We start from the raw sequence: 20,034 nt of genomic DNA, 5'->3' as shown, positions 1-20,034 counted from the left end.
TTTCATCAAGAGAACGAGCTATATCACTTAATAAAACACTCTGACTTCTAGAAAGTCCAAACATCATATCTATTACAAATTTATATTCAGGCTTAGAAAGACCAGAAGCAAGTTTATCTGAAAAAATAACAATTTCTCTTTTGGTTTCATATAGATCTGTGGTAAAATAGTTCATGGAAAATCCCTCCTAAATTTTGTTTATCTGGTTAAATAAATTATAACATTTTCGAGGCTGATTTTCCTTATAAAACAAGCAAGAACAGGCAAGTTGTGAATGACTTTCTACCTGTTCTTTATTTTTTATCGAAACTCAAATACTTTATTTTAAATAATGATATTGATGCTGCCATGAACTATTAATAAAATATCGAGCTGCTTCTTTAGCTTTATTTAGATCCATAAAACTATAGTTACCACATTCTTCTATCTTAGCACCTGGTATTTCCTGATCCCATAAAGCAATTTTACTAAATACTTCTTTAACAAGCTCAATAACTTGATTCAAATCTAGCTCTTTAACTATTAAATAAAATCCAGTTAGACATCCCATTGGTCCAAAATAAATAATTTTATCTTTAAATTTACCATTACGAAGTAATGTTGCTCCAATATGTTCAATCGTGTGTGCAGCTTTAGGATCGAGAGCGGGTTCAAGATTAGGAGTTGTCATTCTAATATCAAAAGTTATCAAATTATCATCAATTCTTGAAATATATATTCCTTTTGTCAACTTTGTATGATCAACACTAAAACTTGTTATTCGTTCCACGATAAGCCTCCATATTTCTTTATAAATTGATATCCAACACCACCAACACCCATATGTGCACCAACTACTGCCGGCAGTTCCCTAACTATAATTTGACATTTTCCAATTCGCTCAATTAAAATCTGCTTCATCGACTGTGCTAATTCATCAACTAAAACATGTTCAATAGCAATAATATAATCCTGATTATTAATTCCACATACATCAACCATATAATCAATAATTTTTAAATTTGCTTTTTTGACAGTTCTAACTTTATCTAAAGTATCGATTTTACCGCCTAGATCATAATTTAATTTCATAACAGGTACAATTTTTAATAAATTACCAAGCATTGCTACTGCTGGTGTGATGCGACCACCTTTTTTCAAGTGATCTAAATTTGGAGCCATGATCAAAGTGCCTGACTCTTCTACCATGCTTGTTAAAATGCTTTCAATTTCACCGATATCTTTACCCTCATCAATCAATGTTTTAGCTACTCTAATTAAATAACGATGATTACTAGCAGTACCTTTAGTATCAATTAAAGTAACCGGCATCCCTACCATATCACAAGCTAATTTCATTCCATTTAAAGTTGAAGATAATCCTGTTGCAATTGAAAGAGCGATAATATGTTCGTATCCAGCTGCTTTAATTTTGTGAACCGCTGCCTGAATCGATCCTGTCGATGGCTGTGATGTCTTTACTATTTCACCTGTTTCATTCATTCTTTCAAAAACTTCTAAAGCAGTTATTTCTTCCAAATCTAAATATGTCTTATTATTCATAGTTATTGTTAAGGGAACAATATAAATACCCTGATCCTCTAATGTTCCAATTGGCAATTGACATCCACTGTCGGCTAAAACTGCTATTTTATTCATGGTTATTCTTTCCTCCTATAGTTATGTAACTAATATATCAAATTTATGACCATATTTCTAGTAATATATGTTATGATAAATAAAGAAATGAGGGATTTGATGAAATCAGTACGTGAAATTACAACTTACCGCTGGACAATAAAAAAATCAGAATTTATTTGTACTCTAATTCCATGCAATGATGAAGAAGAAATAGAAAAAATAATTCATAAATATCGAGAAAAGTACCATGATGCTACCCATAATTGTATCGCTTATATTGTCAATAATCAAAAAAGAGCCAATGATGATAATGAACCTAGTGGAACAGCTGGATTACCAATGCTTGATGTTCTAGAAAAAAATAATCTAACAAACATTATTGCTATTGTAACAAGATATTTTGGGGGAATTAAATTGGGAGCTGGCGGATTGACCAGAGCCTATCGTCAAAGTGTTGCCGACGCTTTAAAAGAGGCTGACATTGTTGAAAAATTTAATGTGCCTTTATACAAAATAACGATTGATTATTCTTTTACTAAAAAGTTTGAACACCTGCTTAAAGTTCATAAGATCAAGTGTATTAATGTAGAATATCTTGAACGTGTTAGTTATAGCTGTTATCTTGAAGATGAAGCATTTTTTTCAATTATTCAGGATCTAACTAATAATACTTATAAAAAAGAATATCTTAGAAATGATTATATTGAATTATCTTAATTCATGAAAATGTCATAAATATGAGTATAATAATTATTAAGAGGTGATTATTAAGATGAACGAAATCAACAAAATTTATCAAAAACATGTATCTAATGAGTTAAAATTAGTTACTGATCCTAATCATGCTGTTTTGAATAAAGATAAAGTTAAAACTAAGACATTAGCTTTTCTTTGTGAACTAGGAAAAGTGGGAGAAGAAGCTAAAGTATTTAGTTTTTGGGATAGCTCTTCTACAGATAGTAAGGAGCTTATGGATTTTTATATTGATGGTTTACACATGTTAATGTCGATTGGTTTTGAATTACATGTTGATAATCTAAAAAATTATCAAGAAATCAGTGATTCAAAAAATATTACTGATCAATTGATCAAAGTTTATCAAAGTGCTTTAAAAGTAATTGAAACATATACTTTTGAAGCATTTCAAAATTGCGTTGATGATTATTTTACGTTAGGATTTAAAATTGGGCTAGATTTCGATACGATTTTACAAAATTACAGTAATAACTAATAATACGATACTATCAATATGATAGTATCGTATTATTTTTTTCAATTAACATTTTAATAAATTTTTCATCAAAATTATCAGCAATTTTTGTCGCATATTCGCTTGCTTCAAATGCTAAAAAGCCCTGATTCATAAGCCATCCATAAGCTTTTTGATGTACTTGTAAACTTTCTTTAGCTATTTTCATTCCTTTAACAGTTAAAAAAATAAAACCATCTTCTATAACAATCAAATCTTCCTTGATTAAATGTTTTACCATAATTGAAATACTTGAACGAGCATAACCAAGACTTAGAGCCAGATCAATCTGTCTTATTTTCTTTTTTTGTAAAGACAATTGATAAATTGTTCTTAAATATTTTTTCTCTGTAACTAAACTCATTTACTTTACTCCTTTAACCAAATAAGCGCTATTTGATAACTTAGTCCACTCAATTTTATGAAATAATTCACTCATCAAAGATACTATTTCTTTCTTTGAATAAATTCTCACATCACCTTCATGACTATATCTAATCAAAAAATTCATGATTTGTTGAGCAATGACCGGCTGATAAATATCACCGAGAATAAATACTCCTCCATACTTTAATACTCGCCATACTTCTTCAAGCACCTTTTTAGGATCAGGATAATGATGAAATGAATCATTACAATAGACAATATCAAAACTTTGGTTAGCAAAAGGCAATTCTTCACTATCCCCAATAACCAGGATACCCTTATTTTTAATTCGCTTTTTTGCTACCTCGATCATTTTACTAGATATGTCTAAACCAGTAACACAACATGACTCATCTAAATTAATAACCTGTTCCATTAATAAGCCCGTTCCACATCCTAGATCCAGGATAGTTTTACCATGACAATGCGTGATTTCATTCAAGATATACGGATATAATTTTTTAGCATGTTTACTAAAAGATGTTGTATCATATTTTTCAGCTTGTAAATCAAAAGCTTGGCGACTTTGTTCTTTTTTATTCATATTCCCTCCAATAATGAACAATGTTCATTTTCATACTATTTTATAATCCCTGATCAACAGGGATTATAGATCCATTAATTTATTAACATATTCTCTTAAAATCTTAGCGATTTGATGATGATCAGTATCATGTTTAGAAAGCAAACCAATTTGCCCATAAGTAATGAAACTTACTAAAATATCAGGATTTTTTATAGCTAGACTTCCTTTATCGATAGCCTTTTCAATTTCTTTTAATAAATGTGGATACATATATTTACACAACCTAATCGATAACTGTTCATGAAGATCAGCGTTTTCGATACGATGAAAAAAATCGTGGTATTGCATTTTATGATGATCGCTACCAATCATCATAAATAAAAGATCCATTTTTTCAATGATTTCAATATTAGGATCATGTAATATTTTTAAATAATTATTACAACAATCCTCGATATAATAATCTACTGCTTCATTAAATAGAACTTGTTTAGAATCAAAGTAACGATAACATAAGCCTAATGATACTTTCAAACTTTTGGCAATATCACGCATTGATGTTTGCTCATAACCTTTTTCACTAAATAACTGCATTGCTGCAACAATAATTTCTTTTTTTCGTTTATCAGCTTTATTTTCCATTACATCATCTCTTTTCATTTTTATTATAGTCCAACGAAATCAAAGATTCAATGAACAATGTTCATTTTTTGTTAGTTTGATTAACAAAAAAGAGGCCTAAGCCTCTTAGTGATTTAACGTTGTAATCAACTGATTCATTCTTTCTAACCATTGATCACCTTTAGGTAAAATAATGATGATTTTATTATCCAGCTGCTTAAACATCGGTCTTGTAAACAATCGATTTACTATTTCAAACAACTGGTCTCCTTTTACATTTTTGCTATAGTCCTTACTAAACGTTATCTCCATTTTACCTTTCTTTTCTTCTAAATTATCAATAATCTTAGAAGCCGCCAAAATATCTAATTTTCTTTTTTCAATCAAAGTAGCTACTTCATCTGGCAATTTTCCATAATAATCAACGAACTCACTTTTTAAATGATCGATTCCGTTTATTGTTTTAGTGTTATCTAGACGCTGATATAATTCTAATTTTTCAATATCACTAGAAACATAATCATGAGGAATATAACCTTCAACATTAACATTAACACTTTTAACCTCAGATTCCAATGATTCTTCTTTGCCCATTTTTTCATTAATAGCATCTTGTAAAATTTTCATATACATTTCAAAACCAATAGAATCAATAAAACCTGACTGCGTTCCCCCTAAAATATCTCCAGAGCCACGAATCGCAAGATCGCGCATAGCTATTTTATAACCGCTGCCTAATTCTGTAAATTCTTTAATTGCTTTTAAGCGTTTACTTGCTTCTTCATTCAAAATACGTGAAGGATTATATAATAAATATGCATAAGCCCCGCGATTACTACGTCCGACACGGCCTTTTATTTGATATAGCTGACTTAAGCCAAATTTATCAGCATCCTCAACAATTATTGTATTCGCATTAGGAATATCGATTCCCGTTTCAATTATCGTTGTACAAACAAGAACATTAAATTCTTTATTAACAAAACGCAACATTACATCTTCTAATTCATTTTTATCCATCTGTCCATGACCAATCGCTACATTAGCACCAGGTACCATCAAGCTAATATTATAAGCCACATTAGCAATTTGATTGGTTCGATTATACAAATAAAAAACCTGGCCATCACGGGCTAATTCACGTTCAATGATCTGTTTTATTAAAACGTTATTTTTTTCAATTACATATGTCTGTACCGGCTGACGATTTTTAGGTGGGGTTTCAATTTGGGATAACCCTCTAATTCCCATCAACGACATTTGTAATGTTCTAGGAATCGGAGTTGCCGTGAGTGTTAAGACATCGATCGTCTTTCGGTATTCTTTGATTTTTTCTTTTTGTTTAACCCCAAAACGCTGTTCTTCATCAATGCACAAAAGACCAATATCTTTAAAAATAACATCTTTAGATAAAATACGATGGGTTCCAACTAATAAATCAATATTTCCTAATTTAAGGTCTTTAAGAATTTGATTTTTTTGTTTTGTTGAAGTAAAACGATTTAATAAAGCAATTCTAACCGGGAAATTTTCAAATCTAGCTATCATTGTCTTATAATGCTGCATTGATAAAATCGTTGTCGGACATAAAAAAGCCACCTGCTTATTACCTAAAATAGCTTTAAATGCTGCCCGTAAGGCTACTTCCGTTTTTCCAAAACCAACATCACCACATAACAATCGATCCATTGGCTGTGGTTTTTCCATATCGGCTTTGATTTCCTCAACCGAACGTACTTGATCTGCAGTTAGTTCATAGCCAAAAGCTTTTTCAAATTCTATTTGCAATTCATTATCGGCTGGAAAAGCATAGCCCGGCTGATTGATTCTTGCAGCATAAATTTCAATTAATTTATCTGCAATATCATCAACTTTATTTCTAGCTTTAGCTTTGGTTTTTTGCCACTGTGAGCTGCCTAATTTATTGATTTTAGGAACTTTTCCTTCACCACTAGAATATTTACGAATTAATTTAAACTGTTCAACGGGAATATATAATGTATCTTCGCCAGCATAAGCTACATATAAATAATCTTTATGAAAGCCTTGTACTTCTAAAGTCTTGATACCAAGATATTGTCCGATTCCATAATTATCATGAACAACATAATCACCTACATTTAATTCCTGATAATCTTTTAAAACCTTAGCATTTTTGTATTTAAAATATTTTGGCTTTTTGATATTTCTTGTCTTAAATAGTTCATTAGCACTAATTATGACAATATTTTCATCAATCAGCTCAATTCCAAAACCAATCTTATTTATCGTGATATTTAATCCTGGATATAATTCATCTTTAGATCCTACCAATGTATACAATAATTCATAACGATCAAACAAATCACTCATTAATCTTAATTGATGTTCATCATCTAAAGCAATCACTACTTTTGATAACTTTAAATAACTTCTAATTTGATTAATAATTAATTTTTCATCCTGATTATCGATCATGATTGGTCTAGCATTAAATAATATATCTTTTTCATGAGTTGCAAAAGATTTAAAATCAATTGCTGCATCATCGATCACTTCATAAAGATCTCTAGATAAGTTTAATCCCTGTATACTTTTACCAATAGCTGCTAACTCTTGATAATAATAATGGTTTTCTTCAAGATAATTCTTATAAGCAAAATTAATATCCTGACTGTTAGCAAGAATGATCAATGGATCTTGTAAATAATCTTTAATACTAGATGTTTGTTTAAATAAACTAAAATAATTATACATTGAAAAACTAGTATCATGATTTCGAAGATTCTCTTGATCAATAGAAATCTTATTTAAATAGTCATCTAAATATACTTCATCTAATGTTTCAACCTGTTTATCTCTTAAATCATTAATTTTACTAATAACTGCTGGTACTTCCTGGTCATCATACAAAACATCACTGGCGGGAATAATTGTTATTTCATTAACATTTTCAATCGTTCTTTGACTATTTTGATTATAAAAACGAATGTTATCAATTTCATCATCAAAAAATTCAATTCTCACCGGTGTCTCATATTGAATTGAAAATACATCGATTACGCCACCGCGTTTTGAAAAATAGAAAGGCTGATCGACCCTAATTGCACTTTGATAACCAGCTTTTAATAAATATTTCTGTAAATCATAAATATCTATTTGCATTCCAACTTTTAAATTCAAGCAATTTTCTTTGAATATTTGTTGATCAGGTAAATAACGAACTATTGCCTGTACATGTGTTATTACTAATTTAGGTTTATCTGTGGTCAAACGATATAGCGTATCAAGTCTCTGCCCTAATAATTCCGGTGAAGCTGCTAAAGCTTCAATTCGATATGATTCATCAACGGGAAACAGCAAAACATCATTATCATTAATTGACATGATGCGCTGGTATAGCATATTAGCTTCATATTGATTTGGCTTTATAACTACAATATCTTTTTTTAATGTTAAAAAGGCACTGGATATAAGTAGTGCCTCATCGTTAATATCGTTAACAACGATGTTTCCTTTACCATTCAATAAAGCTTTAAAAGCTGCATTTTGTCTTAAAATATCATCTAACTGTTTCATAACTTCCTCTAATTATAACGATTCATCACATAATCAAAATCATGATCAAGATAGTCGATAATAGCATTTGCAGCATTTTCAATTCCCTGTGATATTGCTTCATTTTCTTCTTTAGTAAAACGTGATAAAACATAATCAACTACTTTCATATATTTATGACGGTCAATTCCAACACGAATCCGTTTAAAATCCTGACTATTTAAATGAGCAATAATATTCTTTATCCCATTATGGCCACCAGCACTACCTGTTTTTCGTAATCTTAATTTTCCCACCGGCATATCTAAATCATCATATATAACTAATAAATCGTCTTTTTCAATCTTAAAAAACTGCATTATCGCATTGACAGATTCGCCAGAAAGATTCATGTATGTTTGCGGTTTTAATAAGATCACATCTTCCCCACGATATTTAAATTTAGTGTATAAACCTTTAAATTTACTTAAATCAATATTTACATTCAATTTTTCTGCTAATTTATCAATAACCATAAATCCACAATTATGTCGGGTTCCCTCGTACTCTTTACCAGGGTTCCCTAATCCTACAATCAACTTCATTTATTTCTCCTTTACTTTGCTAAAATAACAATAGTTTTAGGCCCAATTTGATCATCTACAAGGTTACCATAAAAACATTGATAATCCTTTTCCTGATAATCAAAAGTAAAATTAGATGGATTAATATAAATCTTAAATTCTTTATATTCACCACTATCTTGTTTGAGAGTATATTTTAACATCTTATAATCAATATTTTCAACTAAAACATTTTTTTCTATTTTCTCTCTAGTATCATAGCGAAAACATTCATTATCTTTTCGCAATTTAATAATTTTTTTAATATCATCGATATCATCTTTATAAATATCTCTAAAATCCCAATTTAAAGAATTGATCGTATCTGGTGAATTGTATGAATTATAAATCCTATCTTTAGTACGATAAAACTCCTGACCAGCATGGATAAATGGAATTCCCTGAGATAATAATGTCATAATCGTTAAATTTTTTTGTCGATTTAAAATACCCTTTAACCCTTCTTCAACATTAGAAATATATAACTTGTCAAAAACTGTCGCATTATCATGACACTCTACATAATTAATCGACTGATCTGGTCTTGAATATCGATTTAATCCTGAAATTACGTTTTTAGCATGTTCTGTTTCATAAAGATTACCAGTAATAAATCCTTTATTTACTAAGACAAAATCGCCACTACCACCTTTGATAACATCTCTAAATTCATCATTAAAAAAACTAATATTTAACATTTTAGCATGATTATCCTGCATTGCTTTCTTTTCATCAGGTAAATTTGTCGGCATATTCCAGCCTTCACCATATATAATAAACGATTTATCATAATTTGAACATGTTTCATACACTTTATTAATGGTAGTAATATCGATTATCCCCATCAAATCAAAACGAAAGCCATCGACACCATAAAACTGCTGCCAACGCTTTGACATATCAAGAATATATTTTCTAACCATATGTTCTTGACTATTTAAATCATTGCCACACCAGGAACCATTAGATAACGTTCCATCAGAATTTTTTCTAAAATAATATCCTGGTACCAATCTTTCAAAAGCACTAGCATTTACATCATACATATGATTATAAACAACATCCATGACGACTCTGATACCTCTAGAATGTAATTTAGAAATCATTTCTTTACATTCTACAACACGGCTATAACCATCATCTGGATCGCTACAATAACTTCCTTCAGGAACATTGTACTGAGCTGGATCATAACCCCAATTATATAATAATTCAGGATTATTTTCATCAACCGTTGCAAAATCATATATTGGCATTAACTGTAAATGTGTGATCCCTAATTCAACTAAATAATCTAATCCCGCACTATTACCATATTTTGTCTTTAAACCTTCTTCACAAATCCCCTTAAATTTTCCCTTATGAAGGCTTAAACTATTTTCATACATTGTATAATCACGAACACTTGCTTCATAAATAATAGCATCCGTCTTTTTAATTAACGGTGTTAAACAATCACGCTTTATATCTATATTGATCTTATTTAAATCAATTATTATACTACTTCGCCCATTGGCAGATGAACTATATGCATATGGATCTAAAGCCCGACAAAAACTTTCGTGATGTCTAACTAAATACACATACTGACAGTTATCAAAATCACCTATAACTTTTGCATAAAAAATACCATTATCTACTCTTTGCATTTCATAAGTATAAGTATTATCACGCTTAGTAATTGAAACCTTCATTTGCAAAGCTGTTGGCGCCCATACTTTAAATGTCGTATATCCAGAACGATAATGACTTCCCAAATCATCACCATCATAATAATTTTGTTTCAAAAAATCGTGATCATTAACAAGTTTAGTATACTGTAAAGTTTCTGTTAATCCATAAGCATCAACAACTTGGTAAATATGACAAAAATCTATTTCAACATCATCGAAATAGTAATGAGTAAACTGATCTTCTACATTCTTGCTAGAAATCTTTATTTCCGTTAAATCATTATTAGTTAAATCACGTAAATAAAATCGCGGGCTATTTCCACCATAGTATTTTTTTAAAAGTAAAACTTCAATTTTTTTCAAAGCTACCATTCGTGCAATCATTCTAACAGCACTTTTTTCCATAAATTCACCCCCATTTTCTATCTCATTATAGCTTATCTTTTTAACTAAGGCAATGCAATAAAAGTCAGTTATTTCTATTTTTTAATATTATTCCATAACACAAATTAGATTATACATTTTTATCTTTTTAATAATAAAAACTGTTAGCTATTCAGGCTAACAGTTTTTTTATTTTTTATATTTTTAAAATTTAACTTTCTCTAAATGCCAAATATCATCCACATATTCTTGAATAGTACGATCAGAAGAGAAGAACCCGCTTTTAGCAATATTAATCAAACAAACTTTTGCCCAGCGAGAGCGATCTTGATATAGATCTCTTACTTTTGCCTGTGCATTGCAATATGCATCATAATCAGCCAATACAAAATATTCATCATTTTTGTTCATTAATTCTTCAAAAATAACCCTAAATTCTTCTCTGTTTGCAATAAATGTGCCATCCATCAAACTATCAATAACACGTTTTAATTGTGGATTATTATTATAAATATCCCAAGCATTATAAGTGCCACTATTTTGTAGATCTTTAACCTCATGATCTTTCATACCAAAGATAATACAGTTTTCATCACCAACACGCTGTGAAATTTCTACATTAGCACCATCTAAAGTACCAAGCGTAATAGCACCATTCATCATGAACTTCATATTACCAGTTCCACTTGCCTCTTTACCAGCCGTAGATATTTGTTCAGAAACATCAGCTGCCGGCATGATCTTTTCAGCTAAAGTTACACCATAATTTTCCAAGAAAACTACTTTTAAATATTTATTTGTTTCTGGGTCATTATTTACGATTTCACCAACACTATTGATCAATTTAATTACTTTTTTAGCAAAATAATATCCACTTGCTGCTTTAGCCCCAAAGATAAATGTTCTTGGTTCAATTCGATAATCTGGATTATCTTTCATTCTAAAATATAGATCAATAATGTGTAGTACATTTAATAATTGACGTTTATAAGCATGAAGACGTTTTACTTGAATATCAAAAATGCTATCAACATCAACTTTAATTCCGTTATGTTCTAAAATATAATCAGCTAAAATTTGTTTTCTTTCACGTTTTACTTCTAAAAAGCGATCTTGTAAGACCTTATCATCAACATAACTCATCAAATCTTCTAGCTTATCAGGATCTTTGATCCAATCATTACCAATATATTCATTGATCAATGAAGCAAGTTCAGGATTACAATATGCAAGCCAGCGACGATGTGTTACACCATTAGTTTTATTATTAAATTTATTTGGATACAAAACTGCAAAATCTTTTAATTCGCGTTGAACTAAAATATCAGAATGCAATTTAGCTACACCATTGACACTAAAACTTCCCACAATGGCAAGACGAGCCATATATACTGTACCATCTCTTAAAATCATAACACGATTTAGTAATTCCTCATCACGGTTACTTACCATCTTTACATAACCGATAAAACGACGATGAATTTCCTCAATGATCTGGTAAATACGTGGTAATAATGACTGCATTAAATCAATTGGCCATGTTTCTAAAGCTTCAGCTAAAATAGTATGATTTGTATAAGCAAAGGTTTGAGTTGTAATATCCCAAGCTTCATCCCATTCATAACCTTTTTCATCAATTAAAATTCTCATTAATTCTGGAATTGCAAGTACTGGATGAGTATCATTCAATTGAATAACATTTTTTTCATGAAAATTATTCATATTTGGATAAACTCTTAAATGAGCTTTTACAATTGAATTTAATCCTGCACATGTGAAAAAATATTCTTGTTTTAACCGCAACATCTTACCAGCTGGGGTTGAATCATCTGGATAAAGCATCTGACAAATATCACGTACATTTTGGATATATTGTCTAAAGTTTTGATTTGCAGGAATATTATCACTTGCTTCTGCTTCCCATAATCTCAAAGTATTAGTTGTTGTAGTTCCATTACCAATAATTGGTACATCATAAGGAACCGCATAAACTTCTTCTGCATCCACGTGTTCATATTTTCCAGTAGTTTCGTTATAAACAATTTTTCCAAAGAATTTTACTGGAACACGATGTTTAGGTTTTCTTACTTCCCAATTAAATCCTGTCTGCATCCATTGATCTGGCAATTCAATTTGATAACCGTTTTCTATTTTTTGTTTAAATAATCCAAATTCATAACGAATTGTATGACCATGACCAGGATAAGCAAGCGAAGCAAGAGAATCCATAAAGCAGGCAGCTAATCTTCCTAAACCACCATTCCCTAATCCGGCATCAGATTCTAATTCCTCTAAATCATGGATATTGATTCCATATTCAGCAAGTCCATCTTTTGCGATATCATAGATTCCAAGATTCATCATATTATTGACTAATAGACGACCCATTAAAAATTCCATAGAAAAATAATGCATTTGTTTTTGATAATTATTACGAATCAAAGCTTTACTAGTTGCCCAGTTTACTGAAGCATAATCTCTTACCATTAATTCTAATACTAAGAATTTTTCAGTAAGATGCGATTCTTCTACTGTTCTTCCATATGTTTCAATAATTCTTTTTGAAAACTCATATTTAAACTCTTCTTTTGTCTTAAACATTTTACTTCCCCTTATTTATCAGTTTTACTATTAATTGGTTTGTATTCAAAGATCATACTGCCAAAAGGCGCAATATTTACTGGTATATAATAGTCTTTGTTTAAAACCTGTCCCTTTTTAGCTCTAATAGCACGTTTATTTATAAAATTACCGCCCGTATAAATATCCTTATCACTATTTAAAATTTCTTTATAGCTTCCTGGCTTATTAACTGGAATCATATATCCAGTATGTTTATTTTCTGTAAAATTCATTACTGCAATCAATGAATTACCATTTGTATCTTTACGTTCAATCGCAAAAACACTTTGATTAGAATCATCAACCACAAGCCATTCAAAGCCATCCATTCCATAATCTTGTTGATACATACAAAGATGGTCTTTGTATACTTCATTTAATTTTATCATAAATTCATGGAATGAATCATGGATTGGATATGTTAAGATATTCCATCCTAAAGAAACCTTTTCATCCCATTCTTTATACTCACCTAACTCATTTCCCATAAAATTCAATTTTTTACCAGGATGAATCATCATATAAGTATATAATGTTTTCAATTGTGCAAATTTTTGTTCATTATTTCCCCATATTTTATCAATAATAGTTCCTTTACTATGAACTACCTCATCATGAGAGAATGGTAAAATAAAGTTTTCACTATAAAAATACGCCATTGAAAAAGTTAATAAATTATGATCGTATTTACGATAAACTGGATTTAACTTCATATATTTTAAAGTATCATTCATCCAGCCTAAATCCCATTTATAGTCAAAACCTAGACCACCTATATCGGGTGATTTAGTAACCCCAGAAAAATCACTAGAATCTTCTGCAATCAACATCACCCCTGGATAATAGCCTTTCATATGATTGTTCATACGCTTCATAAACTCATGAGCGCCATCATTTATACCAGCTTCTTTATTTCCTTTCCAATAAATCAAATTACTAATTGCATCAAATCTAATTCCATCTATATGAAAATATTCGGCTAAAAAACCTACACTACTCATTAAAAAACTACGAACTTCTTCACGACCAACATCAAAATAAACGCTATCCCATTCTGTATATCGACGATTAATATCGGGATAATCATAGACAAAACCACCATCAAACTTATATAATCCATGACCATCTTTTACAAAATGGGCTGGAACAAAGTCCATAATAACACCAATACCCGCTTTATGGCAAGCATTTATGAAAGCCATAAGCCCTTTTGGCTTTCCATAACGGCTAGTAATACTAAAATATCCTGTTGCCTGATATCCCCATGATCCATCAAAAGGGAACTCAGTTAATGGCATTAACTCCAAATGAGTATAATGATTTTCTACTAAATACGGTATTAATAAATCAATCATTTCTTCATAAGTATAGAATTCACCATCTTCTTCATCTGTAAAATCCTTTTTCATTTTCCATGAACCAATATTTGCTTCATAAATATTCATTGGTTTATCAAAATTCTTAGTACGCTTATTCATCCATCTTTTATCAGACCACCGAAAATTTTCGATATTGTAAACACTTGACGCTGTTCCAGGTCTTAATTCACTATAAAAAGCATATGGATCTGCACGATCTACAGTCGCAAAATTCTGAGTTTCGATTCGATACTTATATAATGTATACTCTTTAATACCAGGAATAAATAAAGTCCAAATACCACCGTCACTATATTTTTCCATATAATGATCTTTTCCATCCCAGTCATTAAACTCACCTACAACTTGCACACTGCGTGCATTAGGTGCATATACGGTGAAGCGGACACCTTTTTTATGGTTATTAGTTTCAAAATGGGCACCAAAAAGTTTGTACGCCTCAAGAGTATTTCCTTTATGAAATACGTGAATTAAAAAATCATCGAGCATGTGTCACTCCCCCTTTATTAATTTTAGACACAAACATTATAACATATTATAAAAATAATTCCACTAAAAAAAAGATAGCGCTTTCACACCACTCTAAATTAAACACATTGTTATTTTCAATACGCTGTATAAACAAAGATTCTTAATACCATTAAACTTTCATAATATTTAATCTAAATCAAAAAAAGAATTAGATTAAATAATCTTATTCCTTTTTGATGATTTCTTTAAATAAATATTTTTATATTTCTAATATAATTTTCTTCATTTAATTAATTTTATGTGCTAACTTTCCAAATATCAGTCTTGTAATTGGTCCAGCAGCAAATAAATTCCATAAAAGTGCCATCGGGAAATTTTTAATAAGCGTTCCTACCCATATAGCCGGAAGCTGAGTTATCGGACTACCAGCAAGAATTACATTGAATAATATAGATGCTATCATACTCATTGTTGGACACATGATAAGAACAGTACATGCTGAAATAATAAGAGTAATAAAGAAAGGATTATCCTGCTCAGGTCTAATAATCTTTTTGGCTAATGCATGACCTATTTTGTTTCCCCATAAATTAGAGAATATAAAAACAAAAATCCACATATAAGCTGCTTCAAAAAAAGCATCAAGAAAAACACTATTTGTCATATTGCTGAACCCGCCATTAGTCAAATGAAGTCCTTCCTTAATTGCAACGTTATAAACTTCCATTCCATAAGCCATTGTCATTGACATAATAATTCCAAATATAATACTTTGTTTTTTAGTTTTTGGCATTTTTTCTTCCCCCTAAAATAATTTATCGTTTGCTTTAATATAATAAAAAAAGAAAAGCGTAATATAAGTGACCTTATAATTACGCTTTGCATATTATTCGCTACACGACTAAAAGTATTTTAAAGTATTTTGAAAAAAATTTCAAATCCTTTTTAATCTTTTAAAATATTTCTAAATATCTTAAATTTACTATATCAAAATAAATTAAAGTTATTTTCATATTAAACTTTTATATACTAATAATTCTATTTATCAATTTTATTCAAAATTTATTTTCTATTCGTTTCATTTTGATCTCTCTATAAATGTTCTTTAAAAATCATTTTATCTCTTTCATATTTTTTTTACATTTCCTACTGTTAAATCGCAGGTATCAATTATTTTTAACATCTCAACATCATCAATATTAATTTAAAAAAGTCATATTTTTATAATGAATCAATACTTACTAATGTCATTTTCGATATAATCCTGAATGAGCACTAGCATCTATGATTACAATTGTTGCATCTTTTTCCTATTTTTCTAAACTTTTTTCTGCATCATTTATACAACGCAATGCATTTAAACTTCTTGGATACCCTATATATGGCAAACATTGTGAAACTATTTTTATTAAAAATGCTTTATCATTGCCAATCCCTATATTAGCTGCTGCATGTGAAATCAACTGTGGTTCACAACCTCCCTGTGCAGCTAAAAAACAAAATGTAATCATTTCTCTTTGTTTATAATCTAGACCATTTCTTGTATAATAATCACCAAAACAATTATCTGCTAGCCAGTGATTAATATGTTTGGTTTCTTTTGGTCCAGACTTATAAAAATCTCTCATTCCTTCACCAAAAATATCCACCTGTGCCTGAATACCTTTTTTCAATCTACTCTCTCTATCTGTTGTCGATTGTCTTTCTAAAGGTAACGCAATATCATTCTTGGTACAAAAATCATTGATTGCATGCAAAAACGGAAACGTTCTACCAATTCCTAAATAAGCAGTTCCCTGATAGACAATTTCTTTCATTTCTACAGGTGTTACACCAAAGTTGTAAGCTGCTTTCAACGTTGTTTTAAATCCATCAATTCCCTGACATCCTAAAAGGATTGCTAAAATCGCTATAAATCTTGTTTTATCATCTAAATCATCTTGATTGACGACTTCATCAAAAGCAAAATTATCAAATAATTCGATAAATTCTGGATCAGTTTTTAATAATTGTGATTCATATTCAGGAAACATTTTTTCATGATACTCTTTTGCATTTTTTGTTATACTCATTTCTATCTACCTCTTTTTTGATAATTTCAATAATTAATATCATTTAATTTATCTTATAAAAACTATTTTAATCAGTTATTTTTTTATTCACTTCATAACGTAGCCACAAGCCTCCCTGTGATAAAGTTTCTACATTCTTCAATTCAAATCCTACTGGGATATCTTGTGTCAACCCTTCTCGTGTTTCAAATAATGCTGGTGTTTGAGAAGAACCATCTGCAACTGGGGCAATCACTAAACTTAATTCATCACATAAACCAGCTTGAATGAATGACCAGTTAAGGATACCGCCTCCTCCTAGCATCAAAGTTTCAATATGAAATTTTTGATATAACTTTTCCATCAGCAATTCGTAATCTAATTCTTCTTGGCCAGCTATAACATAAGAAATATTTAATCTTCTTAACATGGCTTTATAAGCATTACTGGCTTTTTCTGTTAAAACTTCTAACACATGTGCCGTTGTATCTACATATGTTAATGTATTTGTTTGCCAGCCCAATTTCCCTGAAGGATCGATTGAAACATAATACATATGATAATCTCCATCAGCTATAAAATCACCCTCTGGTACGACTGGATCATTTTCATTTAAATTCGGCTTTTTATACATTGTAAAATTATCATCTGTTGTAACTCTTCCAGATAACCATCCCTGATGCTTGTAATATGGTTCTTTTCCAAATGCAATATCATAAAATTTATCACCTGGTTCATCACATTCAGATGTATCCATATAGTTACCCATGATTTTACCATCAAGTGAAGTTAACATATGACAGAATATATAAGGTCTATTCATAATTTCTTCTCCTATTTTAAATTTGTTTTAAAAAATTCTTCTACCTTATCAAATGGAATCTTATTTACATCATCATACAAATCAACATGATTACAATTTTCAATAACAACAAGTTCCTTAGGCTCATTAGCTTCTTTATAAGCATCATCGCTAAAGAAACGAGATAAAGCATTTTCTCCTACAATAAACATAATTGATCTAGGTGAAATTCTTTTGATATTGTCTAATAAATTAAAGTTCATAAATGACATCGTACTTGACATACTAAATGCTGCAATAGCATTTGGGTGGTATCCTCTTGGTGTAGAATAAAATTCATGAAATTCTCTACTTAAAGGATCAGTTGTTTCATCAACTGTCAATAATGCACTTCTTGGTGTTAATGTTGGATAATCTTTTTCAAAATCATCATATCTTTGTTCATTGATTGGTTTTAAAGTTTCATACCATTGTTCATTTGTTAATCCATCACCATCTCCCATTTTCATAGCTCTAGTCATGTCCATACATACTTGCAGTCACAACAGCTTTGATCCTTGTATCAACTTGAGCAGCACCTAAAGCAAATCCTCCACTGCCACAAATACCAATAGCACCGATTTTTTCTCTATCAACAAAACTTCTTGTTCCTAAAAAATCAACGCCTGCACTAAAATCTTCTGTAAATAAATCAGGAGAAGAAATATGCATCTTGCCACCATCACTATATCCATTAAATGATGGATCAAATGTTAAAATAACAAATCCTCTTTGTGCTAGTTCATTAGCCCACACACCTGGTCCTTGTTCCTTAACTCCACCATAAGGTGCTCCAATCACCAATGCTGGATGTTTTTTGTTCATATCAATATCCTTTGACATATATAAATCACCAGCTAATTTAATTCCATATCTGTTTTTATAAGACACACTTTTTCTACTCACTTTTTCACTTAATTCAAAAATATAATTATCCATTTTTTACCTCCTATTTCAATAAATAAATAAATCATATAATCAATGATATCTATATTATTGGGAGTTTATCTAAAAGATTTACTCTTTGTTTATTAATCAATATTTCTATTACTGTCTTCATTTCAGATGATTCAAGATATTTTTATAAGGCTACGATCAAATTCTATCTGCTCTATTGTTATAACTAAGCTTATACGTTGAGGCGCTTTATCACTCTTCACTTGAATCAACAATTCCACTATTAATATATCTTTTTAGTTATAGAAATTTTATAATAAACACTCTTAAAAATTCATCCTTATTTATTACATGATTTTCCAATAAAAAAATAGATATCTTTTTGATATCTTCATTTTAAACTTAATATCCTATCATGTCTAATGCTTAGTTTTAATAACTTATCATTCCTATATTACATGATAAAGGCAAACTTAGGGATGTTTCTTTTGATATGTGGTTCTAAATGCAGTCAAAGACGTGCTGCTTATGTCAGCTCTATGGCTTTTAAATCCAAACATCGTCATATCGTCTTTACTATCCCTGCTCAGCTTCGCTTCTACTTTATCAAAAACCGATCACTGCTTGTTTGGCTTCCCTTTTCAACGACAGAAAATATCGCAGACAAAAGCATCTTGAAAGTAAGCGTCAAATAGCTTACAGATATTTTGGTTTTTATTCAAATAAATCAATAAAGACCTATAACAGGATGGCTGAACTGTTGAGCCATAAACAAAAAAGAATAGAAGAACTAAAAAATGACAGAGAATATCGTGACCGAAAGATTCTCAAAGCAAAATACAGCTATGAGCATAAGAAGAAGGTAAACAAGTGATTAATCTGGCCGATGAAGAACTAGCAGAATTATTGGGGGAACCAGAGGTAATGATACTGATGAAATGTAAGAGATGTGGTTATAAAAAAGTACCAAAATGAATACTGGAAGAGTTTTTAGGTGAAGAAAATCAAGGATACAGCTGTCAGTGTCCAAAATGCAATGGAACTATGATTAGGAAAAAATAATATTTCTAACACTTTTTTAGCCGATAAAAATATCCAGCCATTTCATATACCCCTATGATTGATATTTTTATTT

17 protein-coding genes are annotated in these 20,034 nt (G+C 30.1%); 2 read left to right on the top strand and 15 right to left on the bottom strand.

From position 1 onward, the window contains the following. Positions 1-319: 319 nt before the first annotated feature. A complete protein-coding gene (locus BR82_RS0111125) occupies positions 320-769 on the bottom strand; it encodes an S-ribosylhomocysteine lyase (RefSeq protein ID WP_027090258.1) in 450 nt (149 codons plus the stop codon). Then, positions 757-1,638, bottom strand: a complete 882-nt coding sequence (locus BR82_RS0111120; RefSeq protein ID WP_027090257.1) for a DegV family protein — start codon at positions 1,636-1,638, stop codon at positions 757-759. The genes BR82_RS0111125 and BR82_RS0111120 overlap by 13 nt, the downstream gene beginning before the upstream one ends. 99 nt (positions 1,639-1,737) lie before the next feature. On the opposite strand from BR82_RS0111120, the gene BR82_RS0111115 reads away from it, so the two are divergent. Together BR82_RS0111115 and BR82_RS0111110 are read left to right on the top strand one after the other, a co-directional pair. Continuing rightward, entirely contained in the window at positions 1,738-2,337 is a 600-nt protein-coding gene (locus tag BR82_RS0111115) for a YigZ family protein (RefSeq protein WP_027090256.1), read from the top strand. Between the two features lie 55 nt (positions 2,338-2,392). Beyond that, positions 2,393-2,851, top strand: coding sequence for a dUTP diphosphatase (locus BR82_RS0111110; protein WP_027090255.1), 459 nt, complete (start codon positions 2,393-2,395; stop codon positions 2,849-2,851). Positions 2,852-2,864: 13 nt separating this feature from the next. Here BR82_RS0111110 and BR82_RS0111105 read toward each other — a convergent pair whose 3' ends face one another. The 13 genes from BR82_RS0111105 to BR82_RS17740 all read right to left on the bottom strand — a co-directional run bounded on the left by BR82_RS0111105 (position 2,865) and on the right by BR82_RS17740 (position 18,941). Next, positions 2,865-3,233: a metal-dependent transcriptional regulator gene (locus tag BR82_RS0111105; protein WP_027090254.1), complete on the bottom strand. Its 369-nt coding sequence runs from the start codon at positions 3,231-3,233 to the stop codon at positions 2,865-2,867. Beyond that, positions 3,234-3,839 (bottom strand): class I SAM-dependent methyltransferase, encoded by a 606-nt coding sequence (locus tag BR82_RS0111100; RefSeq protein ID WP_027090253.1) that lies wholly within the window; start codon positions 3,837-3,839, stop codon positions 3,234-3,236. Positions 3,840-3,902: 63 nt separating this feature from the next. Then, complete coding sequence (locus BR82_RS0111095) at positions 3,903-4,481, bottom strand: TetR/AcrR family transcriptional regulator (protein WP_027090252.1); 579 nt, start codon at positions 4,479-4,481, stop codon at positions 3,903-3,905. Positions 4,482-4,568: 87 nt separating this feature from the next. Next, positions 4,569-8,000 (bottom strand): transcription-repair coupling factor, encoded by a 3,432-nt coding sequence (gene mfd / locus BR82_RS0111090; protein WP_027090251.1) that lies wholly within the window; start codon positions 7,998-8,000, stop codon positions 4,569-4,571. Positions 8,001-8,008: 8 nt separating this feature from the next. Further along, positions 8,009-8,563, bottom strand: coding sequence for an aminoacyl-tRNA hydrolase (pth, locus tag BR82_RS0111085; RefSeq protein WP_027090250.1), 555 nt, complete (start codon positions 8,561-8,563; stop codon positions 8,009-8,011). An 11-nt stretch (positions 8,564-8,574) separates the two neighbouring features. Further along, the gene (gene pulA / locus BR82_RS0111080; protein WP_027090249.1) at positions 8,575-10,659 is read right to left on the bottom strand and encodes a type I pullulanase; all 2,085 of its coding nucleotides are present in this window, start codon (positions 10,657-10,659) and stop codon (positions 8,575-8,577) included. A gap of 183 nt (positions 10,660-10,842) precedes the next feature. Next, positions 10,843-13,239 (bottom strand): glycogen/starch/alpha-glucan phosphorylase, encoded by a 2,397-nt coding sequence (locus tag BR82_RS0111075; protein WP_027090248.1) that lies wholly within the window; start codon positions 13,237-13,239, stop codon positions 10,843-10,845. Between the two features lie 11 nt (positions 13,240-13,250). After that, on the bottom strand, positions 13,251-15,128 hold the full coding sequence (gene glgB, locus BR82_RS0111070) for a 1,4-alpha-glucan branching protein GlgB (protein ID WP_027090247.1): 1,878 nt from the start codon (positions 15,126-15,128) through the stop codon (positions 13,251-13,253). Positions 15,129-15,396: 268 nt separating this feature from the next. Next, the gene (locus tag BR82_RS0111065) at positions 15,397-15,903 is read right to left on the bottom strand and encodes a DUF2798 domain-containing protein (protein WP_027090246.1); all 507 of its coding nucleotides are present in this window, start codon (positions 15,901-15,903) and stop codon (positions 15,397-15,399) included. 517 nt (positions 15,904-16,420) lie between these two features. After that, positions 16,421-17,182, bottom strand: a complete 762-nt coding sequence (locus tag BR82_RS0111060) for a carboxymuconolactone decarboxylase family protein (RefSeq protein ID WP_027090245.1) — start codon at positions 17,180-17,182, stop codon at positions 16,421-16,423. A gap of 67 nt (positions 17,183-17,249) precedes the next feature. After that, positions 17,250-17,984 (bottom strand): dihydrofolate reductase family protein, encoded by a 735-nt coding sequence (locus BR82_RS0111055; RefSeq protein ID WP_027090244.1) that lies wholly within the window; start codon positions 17,982-17,984, stop codon positions 17,250-17,252. An 11-nt stretch (positions 17,985-17,995) separates the two neighbouring features. Next, positions 17,996-18,490, bottom strand: coding sequence for an alpha/beta hydrolase (locus BR82_RS17745; RefSeq protein ID WP_240474553.1), 495 nt, complete (start codon positions 18,488-18,490; stop codon positions 17,996-17,998). Beyond that, entirely contained in the window at positions 18,477-18,941 is a 465-nt protein-coding gene (locus BR82_RS17740) for an alpha/beta hydrolase (protein ID WP_240474552.1), read from the bottom strand. The genes BR82_RS17745 and BR82_RS17740 overlap by 14 nt, the downstream gene beginning before the upstream one ends. Positions 18,942-20,034: the final 1,093 nt, after the last annotated feature.

The organism is Thomasclavelia saccharogumia DSM 17460 (assembly GCF_000686665.1).
Classification (GTDB): domain Bacteria; phylum Bacillota_I; class Bacilli_A; order Erysipelotrichales; family Coprobacillaceae; genus Thomasclavelia; species Thomasclavelia saccharogumia.
The sequence above is the reverse complement of the archived record's forward strand: the minus strand, read 5'-3'. Positions and strand labels throughout refer to the sequence as shown.

Excerpts from the sequence above, each read along its gene's own strand:
- pulA (WP_027090249.1), bottom strand. The coding sequence starts at position 10,659 with ATGGAAAAAAGTGCTGTTAGAATGATTGCACGAATGGTAGCTTTGAAA.
- BR82_RS17745 (WP_240474553.1), bottom strand. The coding sequence starts at position 18,490 with ATGGACATGACTAGAGCTATGAAAATGGGAGATGGTGATGGATTAACA.
- BR82_RS0111095 (WP_027090252.1), bottom strand. The coding sequence starts at position 4,481 with ATGAAAAGAGATGATGTAATGGAAAATAAAGCTGATAAACGAAAAAAA.
- BR82_RS17740 (WP_240474552.1), bottom strand. The coding sequence starts at position 18,941 with ATGGATAATTATATTTTTGAATTAAGTGAAAAAGTGAGTAGAAAAAGT.
- BR82_RS0111120 (WP_027090257.1), bottom strand. The coding sequence starts at position 1,638 with ATGAATAAAATAGCAGTTTTAGCCGACAGTGGATGTCAATTGCCAATT.
- BR82_RS0111105 (WP_027090254.1), bottom strand. The coding sequence starts at position 3,233 with ATGAGTTTAGTTACAGAGAAAAAATATTTAAGAACAATTTATCAATTG.
- pth (WP_027090250.1), bottom strand. The coding sequence starts at position 8,563 with ATGAAGTTGATTGTAGGATTAGGGAACCCTGGTAAAGAGTACGAGGGA.
- BR82_RS0111060 (WP_027090245.1), bottom strand. The coding sequence starts at position 17,182 with ATGAGTATAACAAAAAATGCAAAAGAGTATCATGAAAAAATGTTTCCT.
- BR82_RS0111115 (WP_027090256.1), top strand. The coding sequence starts at position 1,738 with ATGAAATCAGTACGTGAAATTACAACTTACCGCTGGACAATAAAAAAA.
- BR82_RS0111065 (WP_027090246.1), bottom strand. The coding sequence starts at position 15,903 with ATGCCAAAAACTAAAAAACAAAGTATTATATTTGGAATTATTATGTCA.
- BR82_RS0111055 (WP_027090244.1), bottom strand. The coding sequence starts at position 17,984 with ATGAATAGACCTTATATATTCTGTCATATGTTAACTTCACTTGATGGT.
- mfd (WP_027090251.1), bottom strand. The coding sequence starts at position 8,000 with ATGAAACAGTTAGATGATATTTTAAGACAAAATGCAGCTTTTAAAGCT.
- BR82_RS0111075 (WP_027090248.1), bottom strand. The coding sequence starts at position 13,239 with ATGTTTAAGACAAAAGAAGAGTTTAAATATGAGTTTTCAAAAAGAATT.
- glgB (WP_027090247.1), bottom strand. The coding sequence starts at position 15,128 with ATGCTCGATGATTTTTTAATTCACGTATTTCATAAAGGAAATACTCTT.
- BR82_RS0111110 (WP_027090255.1), top strand. The coding sequence starts at position 2,393 with ATGAACGAAATCAACAAAATTTATCAAAAACATGTATCTAATGAGTTA.
- BR82_RS0111100 (WP_027090253.1), bottom strand. The coding sequence starts at position 3,839 with ATGAATAAAAAAGAACAAAGTCGCCAAGCTTTTGATTTACAAGCTGAA.